The 22,875-nt window shown below is 64.4% G+C and carries 24 protein-coding genes; 12 read left to right on the top strand and 12 right to left on the bottom strand.

What is annotated here, in order from left to right:
* Positions 1-365: 365 nt before the first annotated feature.
* Positions 366-1,715 carry a 4-hydroxybenzoate transporter PcaK gene (pcaK, locus tag AC1ZV1_RS11475; protein WP_484296815.1) on the bottom strand — a complete coding sequence of 450 codons (1,350 nt, stop codon included), beginning with the start codon at positions 1,713-1,715 and terminating at the stop codon, positions 366-368.
* Positions 1,716-2,024: 309 nt separating this feature from the next.
* Between pcaK and AC1ZV1_RS11470 the strand changes: the two genes are divergently transcribed.
* Complete coding sequence (locus AC1ZV1_RS11470; RefSeq protein WP_484296814.1) at positions 2,025-2,570, top strand: RNA 2'-phosphotransferase; 546 nt, start codon at positions 2,025-2,027, stop codon at positions 2,568-2,570.
* 6 nt (positions 2,571-2,576) lie between these two features.
* On the opposite strand, the gene AC1ZV1_RS11465 is transcribed toward AC1ZV1_RS11470, so the two are convergent.
* From AC1ZV1_RS11465 to AC1ZV1_RS11440, 6 genes are all read right to left on the bottom strand, one after another.
* A complete protein-coding gene (locus tag AC1ZV1_RS11465) occupies positions 2,577-3,419 on the bottom strand; it encodes an IclR family transcriptional regulator (RefSeq protein ID WP_484296813.1) in 843 nt (280 codons plus the stop codon).
* Positions 3,420-3,530: 111 nt separating this feature from the next.
* Positions 3,531-4,610 carry a cell division protein ZapE gene (zapE, locus tag AC1ZV1_RS11460; RefSeq protein WP_484296812.1) on the bottom strand — a complete coding sequence of 360 codons (1,080 nt, stop codon included), beginning with the start codon at positions 4,608-4,610 and terminating at the stop codon, positions 3,531-3,533.
* On the bottom strand, positions 4,600-5,205 hold the full coding sequence (gene pcaG, locus AC1ZV1_RS11455; RefSeq protein WP_484296811.1) for a protocatechuate 3,4-dioxygenase subunit alpha: 606 nt from the start codon (positions 5,203-5,205) through the stop codon (positions 4,600-4,602). The genes zapE and pcaG overlap by 11 nt, the downstream gene beginning before the upstream one ends.
* 153 nt (positions 5,206-5,358) lie before the next feature.
* Entirely contained in the window at positions 5,359-6,078 is a 720-nt protein-coding gene (gene pcaH / locus AC1ZV1_RS11450) for a protocatechuate 3,4-dioxygenase subunit beta (RefSeq protein WP_484296810.1), read from the bottom strand.
* A gap of 117 nt (positions 6,079-6,195) precedes the next feature.
* The gene (gene pcaQ, locus AC1ZV1_RS11445) at positions 6,196-7,125 is read right to left on the bottom strand and encodes a pca operon transcription factor PcaQ (RefSeq protein WP_484296809.1); all 930 of its coding nucleotides are present in this window, start codon (positions 7,123-7,125) and stop codon (positions 6,196-6,198) included.
* A gap of 6 nt (positions 7,126-7,131) precedes the next feature.
* Positions 7,132-8,001 (bottom strand): helix-turn-helix domain-containing protein, encoded by an 870-nt coding sequence (locus tag AC1ZV1_RS11440; RefSeq protein ID WP_484297544.1) that lies wholly within the window; start codon positions 7,999-8,001, stop codon positions 7,132-7,134.
* Between the two features lie 116 nt (positions 8,002-8,117).
* Here AC1ZV1_RS11440 and pobA point away from each other — a divergent pair, with 116 nt between their 5' ends.
* From pobA to AC1ZV1_RS11395, 9 genes are all read left to right on the top strand, one after another.
* Entirely contained in the window at positions 8,118-9,302 is a 1,185-nt protein-coding gene (gene pobA, locus AC1ZV1_RS11435; protein ID WP_484296808.1) for a 4-hydroxybenzoate 3-monooxygenase, read from the top strand.
* 69 nt (positions 9,303-9,371) lie between these two features.
* Positions 9,372-9,941 (top strand): sigma-70 family RNA polymerase sigma factor, encoded by a 570-nt coding sequence (locus AC1ZV1_RS11430; RefSeq protein WP_484296807.1) that lies wholly within the window; start codon positions 9,372-9,374, stop codon positions 9,939-9,941.
* Positions 9,942-10,065: 124 nt separating this feature from the next.
* Positions 10,066-11,973: a di-heme-cytochrome C peroxidase gene (locus AC1ZV1_RS11425; RefSeq protein ID WP_484296806.1), complete on the top strand. Its 1,908-nt coding sequence runs from the start codon at positions 10,066-10,068 to the stop codon at positions 11,971-11,973.
* Between the two features lie 346 nt (positions 11,974-12,319).
* A complete protein-coding gene (locus AC1ZV1_RS11420) occupies positions 12,320-13,474 on the top strand; it encodes a catalase family protein (RefSeq protein ID WP_484296805.1) in 1,155 nt (384 codons plus the stop codon).
* A gap of 51 nt (positions 13,475-13,525) precedes the next feature.
* Positions 13,526-14,311 carry a hypothetical protein gene (locus AC1ZV1_RS11415; protein WP_484296804.1) on the top strand — a complete coding sequence of 262 codons (786 nt, stop codon included), beginning with the start codon at positions 13,526-13,528 and terminating at the stop codon, positions 14,309-14,311.
* A gap of 328 nt (positions 14,312-14,639) precedes the next feature.
* On the top strand, positions 14,640-15,023 hold the full coding sequence (locus tag AC1ZV1_RS11410) for a BRO-N domain-containing protein (RefSeq protein ID WP_484296803.1): 384 nt from the start codon (positions 14,640-14,642) through the stop codon (positions 15,021-15,023).
* A 321-nt stretch (positions 15,024-15,344) separates the two neighbouring features.
* Positions 15,345-15,923: a hypothetical protein gene (locus AC1ZV1_RS11405; RefSeq protein ID WP_484296802.1), complete on the top strand. Its 579-nt coding sequence runs from the start codon at positions 15,345-15,347 to the stop codon at positions 15,921-15,923.
* Between the two features lie 8 nt (positions 15,924-15,931).
* Positions 15,932-16,444, top strand: a complete 513-nt coding sequence (locus AC1ZV1_RS11400) for a hypothetical protein (protein WP_484296801.1) — start codon at positions 15,932-15,934, stop codon at positions 16,442-16,444.
* A 38-nt stretch (positions 16,445-16,482) separates the two neighbouring features.
* Positions 16,483-16,914: a hypothetical protein gene (locus AC1ZV1_RS11395; RefSeq protein ID WP_484296800.1), complete on the top strand. Its 432-nt coding sequence runs from the start codon at positions 16,483-16,485 to the stop codon at positions 16,912-16,914.
* A gap of 61 nt (positions 16,915-16,975) precedes the next feature.
* Here the strand turns inward: AC1ZV1_RS11395 and AC1ZV1_RS11390 are convergent, their stop codons facing one another.
* The 5 genes from AC1ZV1_RS11390 to AC1ZV1_RS11370 all read right to left on the bottom strand — a co-directional run bounded on the left by AC1ZV1_RS11390 (position 16,976) and on the right by AC1ZV1_RS11370 (position 20,438).
* Positions 16,976-17,533, bottom strand: a complete 558-nt coding sequence (locus tag AC1ZV1_RS11390; RefSeq protein ID WP_484296799.1) for a hypothetical protein — start codon at positions 17,531-17,533, stop codon at positions 16,976-16,978.
* A 209-nt stretch (positions 17,534-17,742) separates the two neighbouring features.
* A complete protein-coding gene (locus tag AC1ZV1_RS11385) occupies positions 17,743-18,195 on the bottom strand; it encodes a PaaI family thioesterase (RefSeq protein ID WP_484296798.1) in 453 nt (150 codons plus the stop codon).
* Positions 18,196-18,340: 145 nt separating this feature from the next.
* Positions 18,341-18,733 (bottom strand): hypothetical protein, encoded by a 393-nt coding sequence (locus tag AC1ZV1_RS11380; RefSeq protein WP_484296797.1) that lies wholly within the window; start codon positions 18,731-18,733, stop codon positions 18,341-18,343.
* Positions 18,734-19,070: 337 nt separating this feature from the next.
* Positions 19,071-19,226, bottom strand: coding sequence for a hypothetical protein (locus AC1ZV1_RS11375; protein WP_484296796.1), 156 nt, complete (start codon positions 19,224-19,226; stop codon positions 19,071-19,073).
* 90 nt (positions 19,227-19,316) lie between these two features.
* Positions 19,317-20,438 carry a M14 family metallopeptidase gene (locus AC1ZV1_RS11370; RefSeq protein WP_484296795.1) on the bottom strand — a complete coding sequence of 374 codons (1,122 nt, stop codon included), beginning with the start codon at positions 20,436-20,438 and terminating at the stop codon, positions 19,317-19,319.
* Between the two features lie 220 nt (positions 20,439-20,658).
* On the opposite strand from AC1ZV1_RS11370, the gene lpdA reads away from it, so the two are divergent.
* On the top strand, positions 20,659-22,059 hold the full coding sequence (gene lpdA, locus AC1ZV1_RS11365; RefSeq protein ID WP_484296794.1) for a dihydrolipoyl dehydrogenase: 1,401 nt from the start codon (positions 20,659-20,661) through the stop codon (positions 22,057-22,059).
* A gap of 245 nt (positions 22,060-22,304) precedes the next feature.
* A complete protein-coding gene (locus AC1ZV1_RS11360) occupies positions 22,305-22,574 on the top strand; it encodes a hypothetical protein (protein WP_024763325.1) in 270 nt (89 codons plus the stop codon).
* The last annotated feature ends 301 nt before the right edge of the window (positions 22,575-22,875 follow it).

The following is a 22,875-nucleotide window of genomic DNA, read 5'->3' as shown; positions in this document are numbered from 1 at the left end:
GTTCCACCAGGGAGAAGCCTTCCTGGCGTCCGGACCCCCACCACGATGCCAGGCGGGGGGATGGGCATCCCTTTGTATGAAGAAGCATGGACTCTTCCAACGTCGGTCAGGTGGCCGGGCTCCGCGTGGAACCCCCCTTTTGGGGTGCCAGGACAAAGATTGGCTAAAAGGTCCGACAGCAAATTCTTCAGGGAGTTAAGTTTATTTCAGCGAAACGGGAAGATTTTCCGACCGCTCATTCAGCTTCTGCGACCTTTCATCCCATCGACACCCAAAAAACCGACAAAAGGTCTGATTGGCTCGTTGGCAGCAGGTGCGAACGGGAGGGCCGCGACCTTGCATCGCAGCCCCGTCGGAAAGCTTCGTCAGGTGGCGTCCGCGTGGCTCACCAGCCCCTTGATCAGCACCGCCGCCGTGGCGATGGCGGCCGGTACCATCAGCGCCGTCAGCACCTGCTCGAAGTTCCAGCCCAGGCCCAGCAGGGTCGCGCCGATCCAGGCACCGAGGATGGCGCCGAAGCGACCGATGCCGAGCATCCAGGACACCCCGGTGGCGCGGCCCTGGGTCGGGTAGAAACGCGCCGCCAGCGACGGCATGGCCGACTGCGCGCCGTTCACGCACATGCCGGCGGCCAGCACCAGGGTCGCCAGCAGCGTAACGGTGCCCAGGCTCTGCCCGACGCAGTAGGCAAAGACCCCAGCCAGGCAATAGAAAATGCCGATGACCTTGTGCGGATTGAAGCGATCCATCGCCCAACCCACCGCCACCGAACTGAGTACCCCGCCGAGCTGGAACAGCGCGCCGATGAAGGCGGCCTGCTGCATGCTCGCACCGGCATCGCGCATCAGCGTCGGCAGCCAGCTGGTGAGCAGGTAGACGATCACCAGGCCCATGAAATAGGTCAGCCACAACAGCAGGGTTCCCGCGCTGCAGGTGCCGGAGAAAATCACCTTGAACACGTTGCGGCTCTGCACCGTCTTCTGCTCGGGCACGCTGAAGTCGCGGGCGGCGACCACCTCGGCCGGGGCGATCGGCGCCAGCACCCGCTTGACCCTGTCCGCCCCGCGATTTCGTACCACCAGGAAGCGCGCCGACTCCGGCAACCACAGCAGCAACACCACTGCCAGCAGCAGCGGCAGCACACCACCGAGCAGCAGCAGGCTGTGCCAGCCGTAGGCCGGTATCAGCTTGGCGGAGACGAAACCACCCGCCGCCATGCCCAGGTTGAAGCCACAGAACATGCTGGTCACCAGCAGTGACTTGAGACGCTCCGGGGTGTACTCCGACAGCAGCGTCGTCGCGTTGGGCATCGCCGCGCCCAGGCCGATACCCGTCAGCAGTCGCAGCGCCATCAATTGTTCGAGGTTGCTGCTGTAGGCCGAGATCAGGCTGAACAACCCGAAGAGGAAGACCGCCACCACCAGCACGCCCTTGCGCCCGAAGCGGTCGGCCAGTGGGCCGGACCCCAGGGCACCGAATACCATGCCGATCAGCGCGGCACTCATCACCGGGCCGAGGCTGGCGCGGTCGATGCCCCAGTCCTGGGTCAGCGCCGGGGCAATGAAGCCCATCGCGGCAGTATCCAGGCCATCGAGGAAAACGATGAGGAAGCACAGCAGTACGATGCGGCACTGGTACAGCGACAGCGGCTGGGCGTTGATGAAGGACTGGACATCGAGGGTGCCGGCAGCGGGCACGTGGGCGGAGCTGGTCATGCGAAGACTTCCTGCGAAGGCGTCGTCGCGGGAAGGCCGGCTGTATCGCCCTGCACTCCCGCAAGCTGGACAGGAATGAGGCGCGAGCCGGTGGACGCACGGGCCGGCGGAAGGGGCAGGCACACAGCGGCCATGGCTGACGCTCATTGTTGTTATTGCCCGTCCGGCTGGACGGGTTGCACAACAGTACGAAGAGACCTGCAGCCGTTCAATTCGATAATCGCGCCTGTGGGCGGTTAGCGAACGGGATTGAGGGACCCCTTTGCGCGACGGTTAGAATGCGCGCGCAGAAATACATCAGAGGAAGAAATGAACGACAACGAAAGGAAGTCCATCAGCAAATGGCTGTCGATGATCCTGCGCCACAGTCCGGAAACCGCCGGCCTGGCTCTGGACACCCATGGCTGGGTGGCCGTCGATGAACTGCTGGCGCAATCCGCCCGCAAAGGACGCCATTTCGACCGCGCGATGCTCGACGACGTGGTCGCGACCAACGACAAGCAGCGCTTCGCCTTTAGCGACGACGGCCTGCGCATCCGTGCCAGCCAGGGGCATTCGGTCAACATCGATCTGCAACTTGAGCCCTGCGAACCGCCTGAGGTCCTCTACCACGGCACGGTCCCCGCAGCGATCGCGGCGATCCTGGCGGATGGCCTGAAGCCCATGAAGCGTCAGCACGTCCACCTCAGCGCCGACCGCGAGACCGCCGACCGGGTTGGCTCGCGGCGCGGCAAACCGACCATCCTGGTGGTGCGCAGCGGCCAGATGTGGCGCGACGGCCACCGTTTCTACCGCTCGGCCAATGGCGTCTGGCTGGCCGAGACGGTCCCTTCGAGCTACCTCGAACAGCGCTGAGCGCAATCAGTGGAACAGCCGCGTGCCCAGCTCGCGGCTGGCTTCCAGCAGCACCGGCAGGAAGCGCGTTTCCAGCTCCTGGCGCGACACGCGGCCGGCGTGGGTGCCGACGTTCAGCGCGGCCAGTACCTGGCCGGCGGAGTCCTTCAGCGGCACGGCGATGGAGCGCAGGCCCACTTCCAGTTCCTGGTCGATGATCACCCAGCCCTGCTGGCGGATCTCGGCGATGCTCGCGCGGAGCATTTCCGGCGTATGCACGGTACGGCTGGTCTTCACCTGCAGGTCGGCGTGGGCGAGGTAGTCCTCCAGCGCGTCGTCGTTCAGTCCGGCGAGCAGGATGCGACCCATGGAGGTGCAGTAGGCCGGCAGGCGACTGCCAACGCTCAGGTCCACCGAAATCAGGCGCTGCGGCGTCGCCGAGCGAGCAATGTAGAGAATCTCGTCGCCCTCCAGCGTGGCCATGGAACAGGCCTCGTGCAGTTGTTCGCTCAAGCGGTCGAGGATCGGCTGGGCAGTGACTGCCAACGGCGTCGAGGACAGGTAGGCGTGGCCAAGGGTCAGCACCTTGGGCAGCAGCGAATAGGTGCGACCGTCAGACGTGACGTAGCCCAGTTTCATCAGCGTGTGCAGGCAGCGGCGAACGGCGGCGCGCGGGATTTCGGTGCGATGGCTGATCTGCGCGATGGTCAGGTGGCGCTTGCGCTCCTGGAACGCGTGGATCACCGCCAGGCCGCGAGCCAGCGAGGTCATGAAGTTCGGATCGCCGGTGAACGCCTCGATGCGCTTGGCGGGCGAAGCGATGATCGGCGGCGCGAGGGGCGGCAGGCTGGCACGGGGAACGTCGGTCATTGTTGTTGTCCTGGCAGGCGAATGCCGGGCGATTATCGACACGCGCGGGCGATTATCGCAATACAAATGGCCGATTATCGAACGGAGCTTGCCACCCCTGCAGGAGCGCGGCTACAGCGGCTCCAGCTTCAACTGCCGCAAACGGCTCAGCGTGCGCGAGAAGTCCAGCGCCGCGCCGCCCGCCGCCAGTTCATCCAGTGACACCGTGGCGAACAGTTGCAGCCTGAGCTGCCGGTCATAGGCGATATCGATGAAGTTGAGGAAGCGCATGCTCACGTCCGGCGGATAGTCCGCCAGCGGGCCGAGGCCGCTCACCGCCATGCGCGGGTAGTGCTCGATCAGCCAGAGGTAGTCGCTGGCCGAACGTGGGCGCTCGAACATTTCGCTGAAATCCATCCACGCACCATGATCGTCGTGGGCGTGCACCTTCAGTGGGTGGTGATTGACGCTGAGCACCTCGTCGAACTTCGCGTCGGCCGCCAGCCCCAGGCGCGAGCCGATCAGGTCGAGGTCATCGGCGCGCGCGGGCCAGAGGAAACTGCCCCACTCTTCCAGCGACGTGCTGTGCTCGCGGTAGTCCTGGCCGGCATCCACCGAGATCACGTCGAAGCGCTTTTCGATCAGCTCAATGGCCGGGCGGAAGCGTTCGCGGTACAGCGGATTCGGACAGAGATTTTCCGGCTCGTAGTTTGACGTACAGACCAGGCCTACACCTTCGTCCACCAGCACCTTCAGCATCCGCCCCAGGAGCATGGCATCGCCGATGTCGTGGACATGGAATTCGTCGAAGCACAGCAGCCGGGTTTCTTCGGCGATGGAACGGGCCACGCGCACCAGCGGGTCGGATTGCCCGGTGATCGCCAGCATGCGCGACTGCAACTCCTGCAGGAAGGCGTGGAAGTGCACGCGGCGCTTGGCCTGGGTCGGTGCAGCGGCAAAGAACTGGTCCATGACGAAGCTCTTGCCCCGCCCTACGCCACCCCACAGGTAGACGCCCGCCACCGGCTTGCGCAGGAAGCCGTGGCGACCGGCGAGGAAGTCGTCGAGCCAGGTGGCGAGGTGATCCACCGCGACCACCTGGGCCTCGTCGGCACGGTAGCCGCGCTCGTCGAGCGCAGCGGCGAAGTGCCGCCGGACACGGTCGGCGACCGGTTCGGCGGATGTTTCATGAAGTCGTGTATCAGAAGTCAAAGAACACCGTTTCCGCATTTCCCTGGACGCGGATATCAAACCGGTAAGCGAGCCTCCCGTCCACCTCGCAACGCTTTGCGATGAGGGTTTGCCGACGTTCGGGCTGTTCGATCAGGTTCAATACCGGGTCCACGGCGTTGGCCTGCGCCTCGTCCTCGAAGTACAGGCGGGTCTGCAGGTGCAGGTTGATGCCACGGGCGAACAGCGACAGGTTGATGTGTGGCGCCATGGGCACGCCGGCGGCATTTTTCACGACACCGGGCTTGATGGTCTGCACCTGCCATTCGCCGGCGTCGAAGGTGGTCGCCGTGCGGCCGAAACCGTTGAAGGGTTTTTCCAGATCGAAGGCAGCGTCGTACACGCCTTCGTGATTCGCCTGCCACAGCTCCAGGAAGGAATCGCGGATCAGGTGGCCGTTACCGTCGTAGACGTGGCCAATCAGCAGGACGTGCTCGCCGGGCGCGCCGGGCTTGGCCATCTCGCTCCAGATTTCCTGCTCACGAGCCGGGTTGCCGGCGGCGGCGAGCGCCAGGCCGATGTGCACATAGGGGCCGGCGGTCTGGGAGGGGGTTTCCGGCAGCAGTTCGATAGGCATCTTATTTTCCTCCGAAACCGTTTCGGGCTGAGCGAGCTAGCGCGGGGCAAGGCGAAAGCGACCGAAGAAGCGGAGTTCAGTTGCCCTGAATGAGCAGTCTGAAGTCGCTTTCAACGCCGCACCGCCGACGCGCAGCCGGCCCGACACGGTTTCTCAGCGATTCTCGAAGTGTGTCTTGCGTTGGCCGCGCAGCACGATGTCGAAGCGGTAAGCCAGGCAATCCATGGGGTTGGCGTTGCTCATGTCGAGCTTCGCGATCAGGCTTTGCACTGCGTCCGGGTTGGCAATGGACGTGACGATGGGGCACATCGGGATCAGCGGGTCACCCTCGAAGTACAGTTGGGTGATCAGCCGTGTGGAAATCGACGGGCCGCTGATGGAGAAATGGATGTGCGCCGGGCGCCAGTCGTTGGGGCCGTTGCGCCACGGGTACGGGCCGGGCTTGATGGTGCGGAAGACGTAGCGCCCTTCGCTGTCGGTCAGTGCGCGGCCGACGCCGCCGAAGTTCGGGTCCAGCGGCGCCAGATAACGGTCGTTCTTGTGGCGGTAGCGGCCACCGGCGTTCGCCTGCCACATCTCCACCAGGGTGTGCGGAACGGGCTTGCCGTACTGGTCCATGACCCGTCCGGAGACGATGATGCGCTCGCCGATGGGCAGGCCACCGTGGTTGAAGTTGAGCAGCAGGTCATTGTCATGCTCGCCCATCTTCAGGTGCGAGAAATCCGGGCCGCTGGTTTCGGAGACCGATTGCGGAATGCTCACCAACGCCTGGCGCGGGGAGCGGGCAATGGAGGTCTTGTAGTCGGGGGTGAGGGCTTTGGGGTGCCAGTTTCGGTCACGAATGACGAAGCGGCTGTTCTCCGCGTCGGACATGTCGGTCTCCTGTTGTTGGATTTATAGGAGCCTGTTGCATCAGGCAGTGCGGCGGAGTGTCGCCCGCAAGCTCGATACCGAAAACTGAAAAGATGCCCTCCATCCATAACCATTCAGTTATGGATAAGTCCCGTCACGATACGCTTCACCCACCTCGCGCAGCACCTCCAGGCACCAGTGCGCCCCGAGTGAAAGCGGCAGCGTCGAGTTGCTGCATACCCCCACCGAACCGCCCGGTTCCTGGACGTCCAGCGGCAGTTCGACCATCTCGCCGGAACGCAGGTCCAGGCGCACCGAATCCAGCGGAGCGATCCACAGCGCATCGCTGGTCAATACATAACGGCGGCTGAGCACCGTGGACAGGGTTTCCAGGCGGCGACGCGGCTGGCCGAGGCCGCTCTGCACCAGCAGGCTGTCGGCGGACTTGCGGATGGTGGTGCCGGCCAGCGGCAGCACCAGCGGCCAGTCATCCAGTGCCGAGGGCGGCAACGGGCGCCCCAGCAGCGGGTGTCCGGCACGGGCCACCAGGGTCATGGATTCGCTGTACAGGTGCTCGAACGCAAGGCCCTGGATCTGCGGACTTTCAGTCATGCGGCCGGCCACCAGGTCCAGCTCGCCGACGCGCAGTTGCGAGAGCAGGTGCGCGCTCGGCCCGGTCACCACGCTGACCACCAGCGCCGGGTGGCGCTCGTGCAGGCGCCGCACCGTCTCCGGCATCAGCAGGCTTTCCACGGTGGAAAGCACCCCCAGACGCACCGTGCTCGAGGCGTACTCGCCGCCGCGCAGGCTGTTCACCCCGTCGCGCAGCGCCTGCACGCAGGGGCCGGCGTAACGCAGGAAGGCCACGCCCGCTTCGGTGAGGCTGGCGCCGCTCTTGCCGCGCTCGAACAGACTGGCTTCGAGCAGTTCTTCCAGTTCCTTGAGCGTCTTCGAGATAGCCGGCTGGCTCACCGCCAGGGCGTCCGCTGCACGGGCCAGGCTGCCCTGCCGGGCCACTTCGAGGAAACACACCAGGTGGCGGAACTTGATACGCGAATCGATATTCATGGCGGCTCAACGCAGTTCGCGGAATGCGCGGGGCGAGACCCCGGCGTAACGCTTGAAGAATCGGGAGAAGTAGGCGGGTTCGGAGAAGCCGAGACGGTCCGACACCTGCTGGATGGTCATGGCGGTGTACACCAGGTTGCGCTTGGCCTCCAGCAGCAGGCGCTGGTGGATCATCTGCAACGCCGACTGCCCGGCCAGCCGTCGGCACAGCGCATTGAGGTGCGCGGCGCTGATGCCCAGGGCCGCCGCGTAGTGCTCGATGGGCCGATGCTCGTGGAAATCCTGCTCCAGCAGACGGGAGAACGCGTGCACATGCTCGACGCCGCGATCCTGCTGGCTCCCCTGGGCGCGGGCCTGCTCCAGCGCCTGGCGACTGAGCCAGACCAGCAGCATGTTGAGTAACGACTGCAGCATCAGGTCGCGGCCTGGCGCGTGCTCGGCGTACTCACGGTCGATGGACTCGAACAGCGCATCCAGCTGGCGTTTGCCCTCACCCACGGCAAAGCACGCCGGCTGCTCCAGCACCGTGCTTTGCAGCAGGCCGCCGAGCTGCTCGGCCAACGGCAGGCCCATGCTCAGCACCCAGCCCTGCACATCCTCGGCGAAGCGGAAGCCATGCACCGCCAGCGCCGGCGTGACCTGCAGCGACGCCTCGCGGACCGGCGTCACCCGCCCCTCCACCTCCAGTTCCGCCTCCCCGGACTGCACATAGAGCAGCTGCACCAGGTCACCATGACGATGCGGGCGGATCTCCCAGTCGTGCAGGCGGCTGCGCGAGGCGATGGATTCGCAATGGATCAGGTCCGGCGTCGGCCATACCGTCGTCTCGCCATACAGGCGAAACACCGGGACCGGCGTGTCAGCACGTTGTTCGATCACCGCCCACATCCATGAAAAGTCCAAGAAGACTGTTGGAAATTACCTTCAAAGGCCGATCCCATCCACAAAAAATGCAGGAGACAAAAACAACAGCGCTCTCCAAGGAGCCCCCCATGAAGACTCAAGTCGCCATCGTCGGCGCCGGTCCTGCCGGCCTCCTGCTTGGCCAGCTGCTGCACAAGGCTGGCATCGACACCGTGATCCTCGAACGCCACGCGCCGGACTATGTACTCGGCCGCATCCGCGCCGGCGTGCTCGAGCAGGGCACCGCCGACCTGCTGCGCGAAGCCGGCGCCAGCGCCCGGATGGACGCCGAAGGCCTGCTCCATGACGGCTTCGAACTGGTCCTCAATGGCCGTCGTGAGCGCATCGATCTCAAGGCCCTCACTGGCGGCAAGCAGGTGATGGTCTACGGTCAGACCGAAGTCACCCGCGACCTGATGCAGGCCCGCGCTGCCAGCGGCGCGATGAGCGTGTACGAAGCAGCCGACGTGGCGCTGCATGACGTCACCAGCGAAAAACCCTACGTCACGTTCACTCACCAGGGCGAACGCGTACGCCTGGACTGCGACTACATCGCCGGCTGCGACGGCTTCCACGGCGTGGCCCGGCGCAGCATTCCCGCGGAACGCCTCAGCGTATTCGAGCGCGTCTACCCGTTCGGCTGGCTCGGCCTGCTCAGCGACACTCCGCCGGTCAACCACGAACTCATCTACGCCAGCAGCGAACGCGGCTTCAGCCTGTGCAGCCAGCGCAGCGCCACCCGCAGCCGCTACTACCTGCAGGTGGGGCTCGAAGAGAAGGTGGAAGACTGGTCCGACGAACGTTTCTGGGAAGAACTCAAGCGCCGCATTCCGGAGGACGCCGCACGCCAGCTGGTCACCGGCCCGTCGCTGGAAAAAAGCATCGCCCCGTTGCGCAGCTTCGTGGTGGAACCACTGCAATACGGCCGCCTGTTCCTGGTCGGCGACGCGGGTCACATCGTCCCGCCCACGGGCGCCAAGGGCCTGAACCTCGCCGCCAGCGACGTCGATGCGCTGCACCGCATCCTTGTGAAGGTCTATGGCGAAGGGCGCACCGACCTGCTGGACAAGTACTCCCCCATCGCCCTGCGGCGTATCTGGAAGGCGGAGCGTTTCTCCTGGTGGATGACGTCGATGCTGCACCAGTTCCCGGACAGCGACGCCTTCACCCGACGCATGCTGGAGACTGAGCTCGACTACTTCCTTGGCTCCGAAGCCGGCCGTACCACCATTGCGGAAAACTACGTCGGGTTGCCGTTCGAGGCAGTGGCCTGACACCGACTTCTCCCTTCAGGAACGCCCTGTCGGCGTGATTGCGGGCATGGAACGCGCCTGCCTGGAGGCTTGCGCCCGACTGGCAGGAGCGCAATCACGAAGTCCCCCGCACCAGCGACTATCCTTGCTGCTCCAGCCAAGCCGCTCGCCGCGACACCGCCGGAGGCCGTCATCGACCCGGACGAAGCGAACTTCCTCAGCCATCTGCTCGCCGAAAGCGGCGATGGGGACGCGCGCGCCTTCGCCACGCTGTACCGCTGCACCGCCGCGCGTCTCTACCCGTTGGCGCTGAAGCTGAAGACCGATCAGGCAGAAGCCGACGCCCTGCTGGTCAGCACCTTCCTGCACGTCTGGACCGATGCCGATCGCTACCACCCCTCGCGTATCGCCGCGCTGGACTGGATGATCGCCCTGCTCTACCAGCTCGCTGGCAACCCATCCCCACCCTCCAGCGACGAACCCTGGCCGGAACTGCCTCCGCCGGACGGCCTCTGGCTCGCCATTCACGCACGCATTCCAGACGATTCAGATGACACTCCCGGCCTGCACTGGCCACTGATCATCGCCAGCGTGGTCGGCATACTGATCGGCGCGGCGATCTGCCTGAGCCTGCTACTGGAGCTGCGCCCGGGCTCGTAACCCTCCCGATTCGCTCAGCCAGGCCATAAAAACCCTGAATTCAGTGCGGCATCACCTTGCCAAGCCGCTGCGTACTTGGCATAAACGTCCGATTCTTTTTCGCACACATAACAAGGAAGTTTCGATGCGCATTCTCGGACGCGTCCTACTTGCAGTCCTTCTGCTGCTCCTGCTCGTCGGCGGCGTCGTCGCCTGGTACACCGCGCATCCCAATCTTCCCGAATACTCCAAGCCGGAGAAGATGGTCCACCTCGACCAGTGGAGCCCGGCAGACCGCGAAACCTACTACTACACGCCCCAGGGCACCCAGGTGAAAGGCCTGCGCTACGACTGGTTCACCCACCTCGAGCAGCCCTTCTCCAAGGACAAGTTCGCCACCCCGGAAAACCTCGCGCGCTTCGGCTTCCTCATCGAGCCCGAGCAGATCGGCCGTGACGCCGACGACACCCTGGCGGCCACCGCGAAGAACCCTGGCAACCTGCCGGTCGGCTTCGCCCGCCACCAGGACGGCGAGACCGGCGCCTGGTACCTGGACATCACCTGCTCCGCCTGCCACACCGGCGAGCTGCGCTATAAAGGCACCGCCGTGCGCATCGACGGCGGCGCCGCCATGCACTCCATCGCCTCCACCGTGCCCACGCTGCGCGGCGGCGCGTTCGGCCAGGCGCTGGGCGCCAGCCTCGCCGCCACCTACTACGTGCCCTGGAAGTTCGACCGTTTCGCCAAGGGCGTGCTGGGCGACCGTTATCCCAAGGGCAAGGCCGCGCTGAAACGCGACGTGCGCAACGTGCTCGGCACCCTCGTCTCCACCGCCTGGAACGATACCCACCGCGGCCTCTACCCGACCCTGGAAGGCCCCGGCCGTGCCGACGCCTTCGGCCGCATCGCCAACAGCGTGTTCGGCGACGGCATCGACGCGTCGAACTATCGCGTCGCCAACGCACCGGTGAACTACCCGCAGGTGTGGGACATCTGGAAATTCGACTGGGTGCAGTGGAATGGCTCGGCCATGCAACCCATGGCGCGCAACATCGGCGAGGCCCTTGGCGTCGGCGCCACCCTGCGCCTGTTCGAGAGCGACGGCAAACCGGTGATGGGCGATGAGCGCTACGCCTCCAGCGTGCGCCTGCGCGACCTCTACACCCTCGAGGAAACCCTCAAGCAGTTGAAGCCGCCGGCCTGGCCGAAGGATGTGTTCGGCGAGATCGACCTGAAAAAGGCCTCCCAGGGCCGCGCCTTGTTCCAGGCCAACTGCGTCTACTGCCACGGCCCGCACATCAAGGCCCTGGGCGCCGCTGACACCATCGCCGAGAAGCGCGTCCCTGAATGGGCGATGAAGATGGTCTCCACCAGCGAGATCGGCACCGACCCGACAACGGCCGACAACATTGCCGACCACACCTTCGACGTGCGCCCGCTGAAGCTCAAGGTGGAAGAGCTGCAGAACATGAACGTCGTGCTGGTGCCCAAACCCGAGGAGAAGCTGGACCTGTCGAAGATCTCCGCCGCCAAGGGGCTGGCCTATGTCACCGCCTTCGTCGAGCAGCGCGCCTACCGTGACGCGCATATCGGCCCGGAGCAGCAACAGGACATGAACGGCTACGGCCTGCCCATCGGCGTGCGCGAACTGCGCGCCTACAAGGCGCGCCCACTGGACGGCATCTGGGCCACTCCGCCCTTCCTGCACAACGGCTCGGTGCCCAACCTGTTCCAGATGCTCTCCCCGGTGGCCGAGCGCGACGCGCAGTTCTGGGTTGGCAGCTTCGAATATGACCCCAAGTTCGCCGGCTATCGCACCGAGCGCTTCCCCGGCGGCTTCCTCTACAAGACCAGCATTACCGGCAACAGCAACCGCGGTCACGAATTCCGCGACGGCTGCCGGAAGGACGGCGTCATCGGCCGCGCCCTGTCACCGGAAGAACGCTGGGCGCTGGTGGAATACCTGAAGGTGCTGGGCAACGCCGAGTACGAAAACAAACTCGACCCGAACGTCCCCACCCCGCCGTGGACGCCCGGGCCGAAATGCGAGTGAGCCGCTGCTCTTCGTAGGAGCGAGCTTGCTTGCGAACAGAGGCACCGGCAGATCCGGCGCTGGGCGGGTTCGCGATCAATAACGATGGCGTCCCCCTCGCTCCTACAGAGTTCCCAAGCTCCGCAGCACCACCTGAACACCGATCCGCCCCCTCCCTCTGGGAGAGGGCTGGGGTGAGGGCCTGCCCCGCTCCGAAGCACCACCGGAAAACCGACCCCATCCCCTCTCCCTTCAGGGAGAGGGCTAGGGAGAGGGAAACGCCCGGCACCAGGCCCACCCGCTATACCCGCACGGGCCAGTGAACGGAATCCCCTCCACAGAAGAAAACACCAAAGGACCCCGTGCCATGCGCTCCCTGCTCACCCGAATCTGGCTCTTCCTTGGCAAATGGCTCGGCCGTCTGCTGCTCGCCGTCGCTGCCATCGGCCTGCTCGGCTGGGGCCTCGGCAGTCTCTACTACGCGTGGAAGTTCTCAGGCCCCGTCTCCGCCCAGGAAGAAATCCCGCCGGGCGAAGCCCAGCTCACCCAGGCCATCATCGAAGACGCCGTGCGCATCGTCGAACAGCACCGCGACAACACCCGCGTCCTGCGCGACGCCCACGCCAAGGCCCACGGCTGCGTGAAGGCCGACGTCACGGTCGCCAGCGACCTCGCCCCCGGCCTGCGCCAGGGCGTGTTCGCCGAACCGGGGCATAAATGGGAAGCCATGGTCCGCTTCTCCAACGGCAACGCCTACCCGCAGTTCGATAGCGCCCGTGACGCGCGCGGCATGGCCATCAAGCTGCTCGACGTCCCCGGCGCCAAGCTGATGCCCGGCAAGGGCCACGACACCGAGCAGGACTTCGTCATGTTCAACCACCCGGTGTTCTTCGTCCGCGACGTCGCCGAGTACCGGCAGAACTTCGCCGCGCAAGCCAGCGGCCAGAAGGTCGCCGCGTTCTTCCCCAGCTGGAAACCCAGCACCTGGGAAATCCGCCACCTGGTCATCGCCCTGCAGACCTTGGCCCCCGCGCCGGACAGCCCGCTGCAGGCCGGCTACAACGGCATCGCCCCCTACAAGCTGGGCGAGGCAAACAACATCAAGTACCGCGTCATCCCCGTGACCGAAGGCTGCCCGGCCTACCAGTTGCCCACGCTCAACGAGAAGCTCCCCAACTTCCTGCGTACTGCCCTGTACCAGCAACTCTCGGTCGACCGCGTCCCCGCCTGCTTCGCCCTGCAAGTGCAGAAACAGGACCCGAGCAAGTACATGCCCATCGAGGACACCAGCGTCGAATGGAGCGAGAAGGACTCCCCCTTCCAGACGGTCGCCACTGTCAGCATCCCGCCCCAGGACTTCGACAGCCGCGAGCAGAACCTCGCGTGCGACAACCTCTCCTACAACCCCTGGCACGCCCTCCCCGAACACCGCCCGATTGGCGGCATCAACCGGCTAAGGAAGGCGGTTTACGAAGCAGTGAGTGTGTATCGGCATCAGCGCAATGGGGTGGGCGGGGAATGACCCGCCCGATTCACAGAGCAGTAGCAATCGGATAACAACCAAGGACTATTCATGGGCAGCCCCCTAAACGCCTATCTCCTCGCCCTGACCGGCGCCCTGCTGCTGCCCATCGCCAGCGCCCACGCCGCTCAGGAGTACCTGGTAATGGCTCCACTGGATGACGTGCGGCACAAATGCGATAGCGACCTGCCGCGCCTCGGTGTCGCCTGCACCCTCGACGGCAACCCCATCGGCGGCGAGGCACAGTGGATCAAGGTCACCGAGAACCTGTCACAGGACGAATGGGCCGCCGGTGTGACCGTCAGCGCCGTGCTCCAGCTGACAACGCGCACCACGGTCACCGGCATTCCCTACCTCGCCGCCACCAGCTACCAGGTCACCAGCCAGGCTCCGAAGCAGAAGGAAACTCGCTTCGGTAGCACGTTCTGGAAGGTCATCCGCGCCCAGGTGTACAGCAAACCGATCGATGACCCGATCTCCGAGCAATACCTGAAGGACGCCAACGACAAGCCGACGCCTGAACAACTGGCCGCCCGCGACTTCGCCGCGAAGGACGCCGAAGCGCGCCAGTACGCCGCGTCCCCCGAAGCGCAACGCACTATTTCCGCCGACCTGATCCTCGATTGCGATCTGCGCATCAAGGAAGCACGCGAGACCATTGCCTACGAGAAGAAAGTCGGCGCTACGTCCGGCTTCGTGAACAAGCTGAACCTGCGCCAGGCCGGTGAGCAGATTGTTCAGTGCCAGCAGGACATGAAGGAGTACTGGAGCGACTACAGGAGCAATGGCGGCAAGTCGCGCAGTATCGAGCAACTCAGGGCTGAGCGAGCGAACTGAACGAGAGATTTGAGCATGCTCCACAGCCTTCGCGAACGAAATTGCTGCAGCATCGACGGCAATACTGCGACTGAAAGTGCAGTTCTGCCCCGAAGCGAACTGCGCCCACCACTTCTTTTGTCCGAATCAGCTTGATCCTTCTATTGTCCACCCGCTCCGTGAGAAGACGGAGCCGGGATCAGCAGCCCGAAACCCTAGAGACAATCGCCGATCTGTATCGGCGGCCCAACCATTTGGGCCGTCCAGCGGAACGCGGCGTGTTGGTTCGTGTGGCTGCTGATCCAACATCGTTCGTAGGTGGTCTGCTCGTAGTAGAGAGGCGACTGAAATGGACGATTCATCCCTGCAAACCCCACTCCCCTTCCTCCGCAATCGCCGCGCCCTGCTGATCGATGATCAGGTCTGGTTCCTCCTTTCCAACTTCTGCCGCGTGACCGGCTATACGCACGAAGACCGCCTGGCCATGCGCCTGGCAGACGATCAGATTCGTCAGGAGCGGCTGCTGACCGAGGACGGCCTGGAGCTCGATTACGTGCTACTGAGCGAATCCGCCGTGTACCAGGCGATGGTGCTGTTCAACGTGCCGGACTATGGCGTGGATCAGCGGCACCGTCGTGCCGCAGGTGCGCGGCCAGCGCAACGCCAGCGGCCCGCACCACGTGGAGCTGCATTTCGAACGGCAACGCCTGCGGCTGCTGGATTGGCAGGATGATCTGTGGGTGCGCTTCGGCGATCGGCCGCGCGTGCTGGGCGGGCGTTCGCGGATTGCCGGGCGCAGCGGCTGGCGCGGCTGGGCGAAGCGGTTACGGACGTAGGGCGCATAACGCAGTTCGCGTTATCCGCCGTGACGCTGTGGCCGCGGATAACCGCTTCGCGGTTTTCCCCCGGCGCTGCTGAAGCACGGAGCGCGGCGGGTCGGAAGATTGGCTCATGGCTATCCGTTAGCTACCATGTCGCGCCCCTGTGTTGCAGCTGGATCTGTCGCACGGATATCGCGCGACTCTAAGGAAGAATCGGTACCTCAGGGAATCTTATGCGCAAACTTTTCTGCATCCTGCCGCTCGCCATCGCTCTTGCGCTTTCCGCCTGCAGTTGGGATCAATCCCAGCGCAACGTCAGTACTTTCAACAAGTACGCAACCCTGCGCCTCTTCGAGCTGTACAAGACGGATATCCAGTATTCACGATTCGATGAAGAAACCGGCGTGCGCCAGCGTATCGGCTCCTGGCCGTCCATGTTGCCGGTGCGTATCGCCGATAGCGATCAGTGGATGGACTTCACCGATGACCTGGGGCCCAAGTACCTGACCCTCGGCAAGCGCCTGGAGCGCGATACCTTTCCCGCCGGGCTGGAGCCATTCCTGACCTTCATCGCCTGGAGCGAACTGCCGCTGGAGCAGCGCATCGACAGCCGCGAGAAGCTTAACGCCCGCCCGGAGTTCACTTCGATCGATGCCCGCCTGAAACTGGAACGCGGCAGCAACGAACCCTTGCTGGTGTTCACCAAGAGCGCGCTGGCCTTCACTCGCAAGCCGCAATATGCGGTGGACTATGTCGATGCACGGATCATGCTGCGAATGGCGGTGGCCTGGCACGAGCATCCGAAGCAGTAGGTGCCGGCATGCATATCGAACTGATTCCGCAGCACCTGCTTGGTTTCTGGAACTCCTGCGGCGAGTCCAGCCAGTGCGAGTTTCAGTTCGGCAATCGGCTGATCTACATCACCCACCCTGCGGGCGAAGTATCGAAACCTCATCTGCTAGTCGCCCAACCGCTGGCTCAGGCCGCGTGGGACGACATCGAATCGGTCATCGCATTCACACGGGAGAAGGTTCGCCCCGGCGAACCGGAACTATGGCAATTGCTGGAGTCGGCCACCTGCAGTGGTTCGCCGCTGGAAGTCTTCTCGATCCACATCGACGCAGTGAGCGGACTGGTGGCCTATACGCTGTCGTGGAATCCAGACTTTGATTGGCGGCAGGAGGTCTACGACGAGTTCGACACCTGGCAGGACTCACCGATTTCGCTGCAACAGTTCGCGCCGGAAGGTGACCTGTGGGTGAACATCAGGAGACTCTGCTCTGGCGGCTTCGAGCTGGAGCCCCCTCAAATTTCCGTTGCTGCCCTCCAATGAGTCGCCTCTCCTGCAAGCTACACAAGTCGCGCTACAGCATGGACTTCTACCCGGCGCTGAGCATCGACGGTCTGCCGCTGGAGGCCTGGCTGCCGCAACACGACCCAAACGCCGAACACGATCTGGTCTGCGCTCATGCAGGTCTTTACAGCGATGAGGACTCGGCGCTGATCTGGGACAGATCGTATTCCGTGGCGCCAGGCTGGCGGACGGTGATTCCGCTTCTGGTGTGCCCGGATGACCTTGACCTGAGCTGCGCGGTGATCGCAGTGCACCAGGTAGCGGATGAGAAAACCGTTCGCTGGGAGCGCTTTGGCTTGCTGCATGAGCGCATTACTCATCCCAGCCCTATCACTGAGTTCTATGACATCCCTCCCGCAGTTTTCGACCGTGACCAATACATAGCGGCGCTGGATGACTTTCGCCGGGAAATCGGGCTGCGGATGGAATGGGACCAGCCAGTACAATAGTCAGGTCGCACGGTGCATATCGCGGCACACGTTATGCGCCGTGGCGGTGTGGCGCGCTGCGTCAGAGCTCCCCGCCCAGCTTGAGCAGGGTCACTATCAGGCCGCCGATGGTCATGAAGGACGCGAGCAACGTGCCGAGGATCAGCGGGACGACGCCGCCCGGCGAGACGTAGGGCGTCACTTCCAGCAGGAAGCCGGAGCGGATGTGATACGGGGTCAGGCAGGTGATCCGGTAATCGCCGGGGTCGCTGCAGTGGAATTCGCCCAGCGGGTTGCTGGAGTTGCCGCCCATGTCGCTGCGGCGCACGGTGAAGACATTGAAGCGGCTGTACGCCTCGTAGGGCACCGGCTTGCCGCTGGCGCAGGCAGTGACGGCGAAATCTGCGTCGAAGTGCGCGGTACCGGTGACGACGGTAAAGGGCGGGAAGACGATGTTGACCACGTAGCGCCCCGGTTGCGGCAGCGTCACCACCTCCGCGTGGGCGGGGTCGGCCCAGCGGTAGCAGAGGTCGGGCGCGATCACCCGGCGCAGCCCGCCAATGCAGCGGATCAGCAGGTAGCCGCCGAGCAGCATCACCAGCGGTGCGCTCCACAGCAGAGTCGAGGATTCAAGGCTCATGGCGGGGTGTCCTGTCTGGGTTGAGGCGGGCACCTCGGCGGTGCCCTTTTCCAATATCGCGCAGGGGCGCCACGCGGCGGTGATGCAATGTGATGCGGCAGGAGATAGGGCGCATGACGCGGTACGCGTTATCCGCCGCGAGGCTGCGGCGGCGGATAACCACTTCGCGGTTATTCGCCCACAGGGCAGACTTCCGACCGCCAGGGCGCTCAGGCGTCAGCCAGCGGGCGCGGCTTGTTGACGTACTTGAAGGTGCCGGAAGCGGTCGCGACGACCACACCCTGGCTGTTGCGCAGTTCGCCCTCGCAGAAGGCGATGGACCGGGTGTGGTGCTGGACCTTGCCGTGGGCTTCGAGCACTTCGCCGACTTCGCCGCCGGGGCGCAGGAAGCTGGTCTTCATCTCTACCGTCACCACACCGCGATAGGCTTCGTCGGCATCGCTGGCGCTCAGGGCCATGGCGACGTCGAGCAGGGTCATGATCAGGCCACCATGGGCGTTGGCCCAGCCGTTCACGTGCTGCGGTTCGACACGCACCACCAGGCGTCCCGGCCCTTTACCGTCTTCCGCCGGCGCATGGCGAAACTGCAGGAAATCGAGCATGGGAATGGCGATGCCACGGTGGGCGGTGTAGAGCTTGAGCTGGTCGATATCAAGGGGCATGGGGCTTCCTGGTGCACGAGTGAGGCCAGGCGATGTTCCCCGCTCCGACCGGCGGATCGCAAGCCCGAAGTAGCTTCATGCACGAGAGGAATGCCCGTCGATTGCAGCGTTCGGGCAAAAGACCGGCGCCCCTCGCCCGGGGAGGTCAGCGCGACCGGCGGGTGCCGTTCTTCTTTTCGCTCTGGCGCTCGACTGCCTGGACGAAGAGTTCTTCGACCAGCAGCGACTGGATCGGCGCACGGGTTTCCAGCGATAAGCTGATGGATTCCAGCTTCTGATTCACCCCCAGGCGGGCGATGCCGCACAGCAGGATGCGCTGGGCGCCGAAGATGCTGCCCTTGTCGACCAGCACTTCCCGGGGCTTTTCGCCGTCCAGGTAGCTGACCTTGAGGGCGATGGGGGTGTCATCACGTACGGCGAGGTTGAGCCAGGTGGCAACGTTGAACTCGACCACCCAGCCCAGGCCTGTCTTCTTGGCTACCGCTTCGCGGACCAGATGGGCAGGAACCGGACCCAGAGGGGTACTGTGGTTTTCCATGGGACTACTTCTGACTGCGACGGATAGAGCGAAATGCGCTAACGGAAGACCCGATTTTATGTGAAGCAGTTCAAGTTTTCAGTCTGTATTTTGTAAGACATCGGCTACTCACCATGCCGGAAGCTACAGATGCAGGCCGCTCTAGGATGCCGTTTCCAGGGCAGAAAGGGACGACAGAAGCAAAGCGATCACTCGGAACACCAGGCACCGTCCGACGAAATGACTCATGAGGGATTAACGTCACGCAAGGCCGGTTCGACGGGGACCGGGTCGGCCTTGCGGAGTCGTCTCCTTGGCGGGCGAGTGCACCCGTGAGGCAGGCCCTGGGCCCACGTGCTCAGGCCGCGCCAGCGAACATACGCGGCCTGTGTTCGCCCGAGCGGTTCTTGCGCACTTCCCGGCGCTCTCTGAAGTCCAGCTCTTCCGGGGCGTCCATGCGCCCCTGCAGGTCCTCGATGACCTGCGGAGTCAACGGCTTGCGATATTGAGTCATACGCACCTCCTGCGTGCTGATGCCTCATTAATTGGACTAGTACGCAGGATCGAAGATTCAACAGCCAGGTGGGGCGGATTGATCAGATGGTCAGCGCAATTCGTCGATCAGGCTCGCCACCGTCACCAACACCGCGCCTGCCAGCGCCTTGGAGCGTGCCCCGCTCCACCCGGTGCGCGGATTGGGCGACAGGTTGTGGTCCTTGAATGGCATTTCCAGGGTCAGAGACAGGCAGTCATAGGTGCGCCCGACGTGGTTGCAGGCCAGGGCGAGATTGGCCTGGCCGGCCGCATCCTTCGGGTAGCCGTGCACGCTCTGGAACTCGCCATTGGCTTCCAGGCGCTCGCGGAACAGGCTTTCCAGGCGATCCAGGCGCGGCGTGAACTCCGGATTGCCTTCGCAGCCGGCGGCGAACACGTAAGGAATCTCTTCGTCGCCGTGAACGTCGAGGAACAGGTCCACGCCGTACCTGGCCATCTGCTCCTGCACGAACAGCACTTCCGGGCTGGCCTCGGCGCTGGGTGCGGCCCAGGCGCGGTTGAGGTCCATGCCGGCGGCGTTGGTGCGCAGGTGACCGTGGAAGGCGCCGTCCGGGTTCATGTTCGGCACCAGGTAGAAGTCGGCACGCTCCAGCAGCCGCTGGATGTCCGCGTCGCCGGACTGCAGGCGCTCGATCAGGCCCTCCATGAACCACTCGGCCATGTGCTCGCCGGGGTGCTGCTGGGCGATCAGCCAGATCTTGCGCGCGCCAGCCGCGCCGTTGCCGATGCGCAGCAAGGGCAGCTCGCGGCCTTCGACACTGTGTCCGGTGGCGAGCAGTTCGGCGCCATTGGCCTGGGCGCGCTTTACCAGCTCAGCGTGGCGCTCGCGGCTGTAGGGTTCGAAATAGGCGAACCAGGCCTGGGGCTGCTCGGCGTCGAGGCTGAAGTGCAGGCCGTTGGCGTCGTAGGTGCTGGGGACGCGAAACCAGTCGCGCTGATCGTAGGACGCCACAGCGTTGTAGCCCGGCCAGCCGCCGGTGTAGCTGGAGCCGGGGGTGTTGGTCAGGCTGAACTGGTACTGCTGGCCGGGTTCGAGGCCCTCGGCCTTGAAGTGGAACCACTGGAAGTGCGGGCTCTTCGTGTCCGGGCGCAGCGCCAGGCGCACGTGGCGCGGGTCGCTGTCGTCGATGACCTGGATGTTGCCGCTGTCGAAATCGCAGTCGATCTTCATGAATTCTCCGTAGGCGCACGAACCTGGGCGCCAAAGTCCTGCATTTTCGCCCTCCCCGCCGCGCCTGTCATGTGCAGGCGACTTGCCCGAACAAATATATTATGTATGTAATATAAATTGAGTAACGGATTTCCAAGGCTCTGCGCTGGTGATCCAACGACCACCGGCTAACCTCGATCTACCTTTCCAACGGCTCCTTTCCAAGCACGGAGAACTCTGCATGAGCACTTACGATGTGATCGTCATTGGTGGCGGCCCGGGTGGCTACAACGCCGCAATTCGGGCGGGCCAGCTGGGCCTGAAAGTGGCCTGCGTGGAGGGTCGCGAGACCCTCGGCGGCACCTGCCTGAACGTCGGCTGCATGCCCTCCAAGGCGCTGCTGCACGCCTCCGAGCTGTACGAAGCGGCGGCTGGCGGCGAGTTCGCCAACCTCGGCATCCAGGTCAAGCCCAAGCTGGACCTGGCGCAGATGATGAAGCAGAAGGCGGAGAGCGTGACTGCGCTGACCAAGGGCGTGGAATTCCTGTTCCGCAAGAACAAGGTGGACTGGGTGAAGGGCTGGGGCCGCATCGACGGGCCAGGCAAGGTCGAGGTGACCGCCGCCGACGGCAGCAAGACCTCGCTTACCGCCAAGGACATCATCATCGCCACCGGCTCGGAGCCCTCCCCGCTGCCGGGCGTGGATGTCGACAACCAGCGCATCCTCGACTCCACCGGTGCACTATCGATTCCCGAAGTACCCAAACACCTGGTGGTGATCGGCGCTGGCGTCATCGGCCTGGAATTGGGCTCGGTATGGCGCCGCCTGGGCGCCGAGGTGACGGTCATCGAATACCTCGACCGCATCTGCCCCGGCATGGACCTGGAGACCGCGAAGACCTTCCAGCGCGCCCTGACCAAGCAGGGCCTGAGCTTCAAGCTGGGCTCGAAGGTCACCCAGGCCAAGGTCAGCGGCAAGCAGGTGACTCTGAACGTCGAACCGGCGGCCGGCGGCGCAGCGGAATCGATCCAGGCGGATTACGTGCTCCTCGCCATCGGCCGCCGCCCCTATACCCAGGGCCTCGGGCTGGAAAGCGTTGGCCTGATCACCGACAAGCGCGGCATGCTGGAGAATCACGAACACCGCAGCAGCGTGCCGGGCGTCTGGGTCATCGGCGACGTGACGTCCGGCCCGATGCTCGCGCACAAGGCCGAGGACGAGGCCATCGCCTGCGTCGAGTTGATTGCCGGCAAGGCCGGGGAAGTGAACTACGACGTGATCCCCAGCGTGATCTACACCCACCCGGAAGTCGCCACCGTGGGCAAGACCGAGGAGCAGCTCAAGGCCGAGGGTCGCGCCTACAAGGTGGGCAAGTTCCCCTTCACCGCCAACAGCCGGGCGAAGATCAACCACGAGACCGAGGGCTTCGTGAAGGTGCTGGCGGACGAGCGCAGCGACGAAATCCTCGGCGTGCACATGATCGGCCCGAATGTCGGCGACATGATCGCGGAGTACTGCGTGGCCATGGAGTTCCGCGGCGCCGCCGAGGACATTGCGCGCACCTGCCACCCGCACCCGACCCGCTCCGAAGCGCTGCGCCAGGCAGCGATGAACGTCGACGGCTGGGCCATGCAGGCCTGACCGCCGGCCCTCCTGACGAACGGTATGTGCGGCGCGATGGCGCACCCAGCATAGCGCTGCAGGCCACGGATCACGGGGCCTGCAGCGATTCGATCGGTTTTATTTGCGACTACTTTGTGTACAAACGCGACATCGGCTGTGACTTTCTTCGACTCTGAATCCATCAATTGCGTGAACGAACACGAAAGTGGATGAACCGCTTTCGCCACCTTCGCAATGGATTACCACGCAGAGAGATCACAACCATGCATGCGACTCTTCGTTTCAACGAGGCTCTGCTGATCACTGGACGAGCCTTCCAACCCTTCAATTGTGTGACCTGGGTTGATCAAGGGGGCGACGGCAGCCTCGACCTGTCCGTCCTCGATCGCACCGGTACCCGTCTGCTGGGCCTCACCCGCATTCCCAGCTCCGCCTACTCCGACCCGGAGCAGCTCGAAGGCCTGCTGAACCAGGCCCGCGACGAGCTGAACCGCGAAGGCTACCGCCTGCAGGAATGGCACATGCCCGCCTGATCCGCAGACAGGTACCCCTGGAAGCCCGGCCTATGCCGGGCTTCTTCGTTCTCGGCGCCAGCCGTCGGCAACTGCTCAATTTCCCGCTTCGCCCGCCGATAGCGCGTTGTCGGTCGCCTTCCCTGCTGCATCGTTTCAGCTTCGATTTCGAACATTGGCTTCCCACTCGTCCGAAACCCGCTCTGTGGCACCGGTTACGCGGGCGTAGCGACCGACAATGATGGCAATTTGCAGCCATCCTGTGCTCTGCTTCGCACTGACTCCCCAGTCTCGTCCTCCACCGGGCCTTCGGCACGCAGTA

The sequence above is a fragment of the Pseudomonas sp. BB438 genome, from assembly GCF_057180225.1.
This window is presented reverse-complemented; position numbering and strand designations above follow the sequence as displayed.

Excerpts from the sequence above, each read along its gene's own strand:
- pcaK (WP_484296815.1), bottom strand. The coding sequence starts at position 1,715 with ATGACCAGCTCCGCCCACGTGCCCGCTGCCGGCACCCTCGATGTCCAG.
- AC1ZV1_RS11470 (WP_484296814.1), top strand. The coding sequence starts at position 2,025 with ATGAACGACAACGAAAGGAAGTCCATCAGCAAATGGCTGTCGATGATC.
- AC1ZV1_RS11465 (WP_484296813.1), bottom strand. The coding sequence starts at position 3,419 with ATGACCGACGTTCCCCGTGCCAGCCTGCCGCCCCTCGCGCCGCCGATC.
- pcaG (WP_484296811.1), bottom strand. The coding sequence starts at position 5,205 with ATGCCTATCGAACTGCTGCCGGAAACCCCCTCCCAGACCGCCGGCCCC.
- pcaH (WP_484296810.1), bottom strand. The coding sequence starts at position 6,078 with ATGTCCGACGCGGAGAACAGCCGCTTCGTCATTCGTGACCGAAACTGG.
- pcaQ (WP_484296809.1), bottom strand. The coding sequence starts at position 7,125 with ATGAATATCGATTCGCGTATCAAGTTCCGCCACCTGGTGTGTTTCCTC.
- pobA (WP_484296808.1), top strand. The coding sequence starts at position 8,118 with ATGAAGACTCAAGTCGCCATCGTCGGCGCCGGTCCTGCCGGCCTCCTG.
- AC1ZV1_RS11425 (WP_484296806.1), top strand. The coding sequence starts at position 10,066 with ATGCGCATTCTCGGACGCGTCCTACTTGCAGTCCTTCTGCTGCTCCTG.
- AC1ZV1_RS11420 (WP_484296805.1), top strand. The coding sequence starts at position 12,320 with ATGCGCTCCCTGCTCACCCGAATCTGGCTCTTCCTTGGCAAATGGCTC.
- AC1ZV1_RS11415 (WP_484296804.1), top strand. The coding sequence starts at position 13,526 with ATGGGCAGCCCCCTAAACGCCTATCTCCTCGCCCTGACCGGCGCCCTG.
- AC1ZV1_RS11410 (WP_484296803.1), top strand. The coding sequence starts at position 14,640 with ATGGACGATTCATCCCTGCAAACCCCACTCCCCTTCCTCCGCAATCGC.
- AC1ZV1_RS11405 (WP_484296802.1), top strand. The coding sequence starts at position 15,345 with ATGCGCAAACTTTTCTGCATCCTGCCGCTCGCCATCGCTCTTGCGCTT.
- AC1ZV1_RS11400 (WP_484296801.1), top strand. The coding sequence starts at position 15,932 with ATGCATATCGAACTGATTCCGCAGCACCTGCTTGGTTTCTGGAACTCC.
- AC1ZV1_RS11395 (WP_484296800.1), top strand. The coding sequence starts at position 16,483 with ATGGACTTCTACCCGGCGCTGAGCATCGACGGTCTGCCGCTGGAGGCC.
- AC1ZV1_RS11390 (WP_484296799.1), bottom strand. The coding sequence starts at position 17,533 with ATGAGCCTTGAATCCTCGACTCTGCTGTGGAGCGCACCGCTGGTGATG.
- AC1ZV1_RS11385 (WP_484296798.1), bottom strand. The coding sequence starts at position 18,195 with ATGCCCCTTGATATCGACCAGCTCAAGCTCTACACCGCCCACCGTGGC.
- AC1ZV1_RS11380 (WP_484296797.1), bottom strand. The coding sequence starts at position 18,733 with ATGGAAAACCACAGTACCCCTCTGGGTCCGGTTCCTGCCCATCTGGTC.
- AC1ZV1_RS11375 (WP_484296796.1), bottom strand. The coding sequence starts at position 19,226 with ATGACTCAATATCGCAAGCCGTTGACTCCGCAGGTCATCGAGGACCTG.
- AC1ZV1_RS11370 (WP_484296795.1), bottom strand. The coding sequence starts at position 20,438 with ATGAAGATCGACTGCGATTTCGACAGCGGCAACATCCAGGTCATCGAC.
- lpdA (WP_484296794.1), top strand. The coding sequence starts at position 20,659 with ATGAGCACTTACGATGTGATCGTCATTGGTGGCGGCCCGGGTGGCTAC.
- AC1ZV1_RS11360 (WP_024763325.1), top strand. The coding sequence starts at position 22,305 with ATGCATGCGACTCTTCGTTTCAACGAGGCTCTGCTGATCACTGGACGA.